Here is a 1,169-nt window from a genome sequence, read left to right as displayed (position 1 = left end):
AAAACTCATTTAAATCACTTTGCTATTAAGTACAAATTGATTCTTAGAGCGAACCAGATTGCTTGGCAGGAGCTTAAAAATATGGCAGCTTAAAATTGACCGTGCGTAACATGAGTGATTAGATTAACCAGCACTTGTGATAATTTTAATTGATCTAAGCAAATTGGCTTAAGTTTCTGGTGTTCTGACTTGATAGTGATGTTGAATGCAGCGAAATCAATACCGGTGAGGGTCAAGGCATTATCGATGGCTGATTCAAGAGAAGTTAACTCGACAAAATTGACTTTAACACTTAAGGATTGTTGCACGGAAATGATGTCTTTAATATGTCTTATATTGTGATCTAAACGTTCTAACTCCTCCTGTAAAAATTTATACTCCTCCCGCCAAATGGTCGCTAATTTATCAAGATAATTGGGTACTCTGACTCCTTTGGGATTCGTAGTAAAGAACGAAGCTAAATCATCCTGATGTTCATGGATTAACCCATTAAGCTGTTGCAATTTATCGAGCTCAATATTTCGCAAATGGTTTTTTATTAATGAGGCAGACACATTGACACTGTTTAAAGCGTTTCCTACATTATGTAAAACACTAGAGGCCACTTCTGCCATCCCGGATAGACGAGCCATTTTGGCATGACGCACTGCAAGCGCATCTTTGGCTGAAGAAATAACAATAGCTATTCCCAAAATAAAAATAGTAACCATAGCAATCATCACGGAAATATTGTCAGGGCTTTCCGTATATCCCATGGCCGGCATCGTTTCTAGCGGTGTAAAAACCGCCGCGGCCATACCGGTATAATGCATTCCACAAATAGCCGCCCCCATTAATAAAGCACTGAAAATTTTTAACATGAAAGGATGTTTTATCTGGGGGTCAGCCACTTTTATTGCAAGGTATAAAGCCGCTTCTGATGCAAAAATAGCAATGAAAATCGATATTAAAAAAATGCTTGGGACATAGCGAATATTCATGCTAATACTCATGGCCGCCATCCCTGTGTAGTGCATAGCCGCGATGGCGATGCCTAAAGCTACTCCTCCTAACTCATGTTACGCACGGTCAATTTTAAGCTGCCATATTTTTAAGCTCCTGCCAAGCAATCTGGTTCGCTCTAAGAATCAATTTGTACTTAATAGCAAAGTGATTTAAATGAGTTTTTA

2 protein-coding genes are annotated in these 1,169 nt (G+C 38.8%); one reads left to right on the top strand and one right to left on the bottom strand.

Annotated elements, in window-relative coordinates; all coding sequences use genetic code 11:
• Positions 1–89 precede the first annotated feature (89 nt).
• Positions 90–992, bottom strand: a complete 903-nt coding sequence (locus tag ELY15_RS15930; RefSeq protein ID WP_158617539.1) for an MHYT domain-containing protein — start codon at positions 990–992, stop codon at positions 90–92.
• A gap of 37 nt (positions 993–1,029) precedes the next feature.
• On the opposite strand from ELY15_RS15930, the gene ELY15_RS16680 reads away from it, so the two are divergent.
• Positions 1,030–1,158, top strand: a complete 129-nt coding sequence (locus tag ELY15_RS16680) for a hypothetical protein (protein WP_255411139.1) — start codon at positions 1,030–1,032, stop codon at positions 1,156–1,158.
• Positions 1,159–1,169 lie beyond the last annotated feature (11 nt).

This window comes from Legionella sp. km772 (assembly GCF_003989735.1).
In the GTDB taxonomy this organism is placed as follows: Bacteria; Pseudomonadota; Gammaproteobacteria; order Legionellales; family Legionellaceae; genus Legionella.
Note: the sequence above shows the minus strand (reverse complement) of the source record. Positions and strands in the feature narration are given on the sequence as shown.

Excerpts from the sequence above, each read along its gene's own strand:
- ELY15_RS15930 (WP_158617539.1), bottom strand. The coding sequence starts at position 992 with ATGAGTATTAGCATGAATATTCGCTATGTCCCAAGCATTTTTTTAATA.
- ELY15_RS16680 (WP_255411139.1), top strand. The coding sequence starts at position 1,030 with ATGCCTAAAGCTACTCCTCCTAACTCATGTTACGCACGGTCAATTTTA.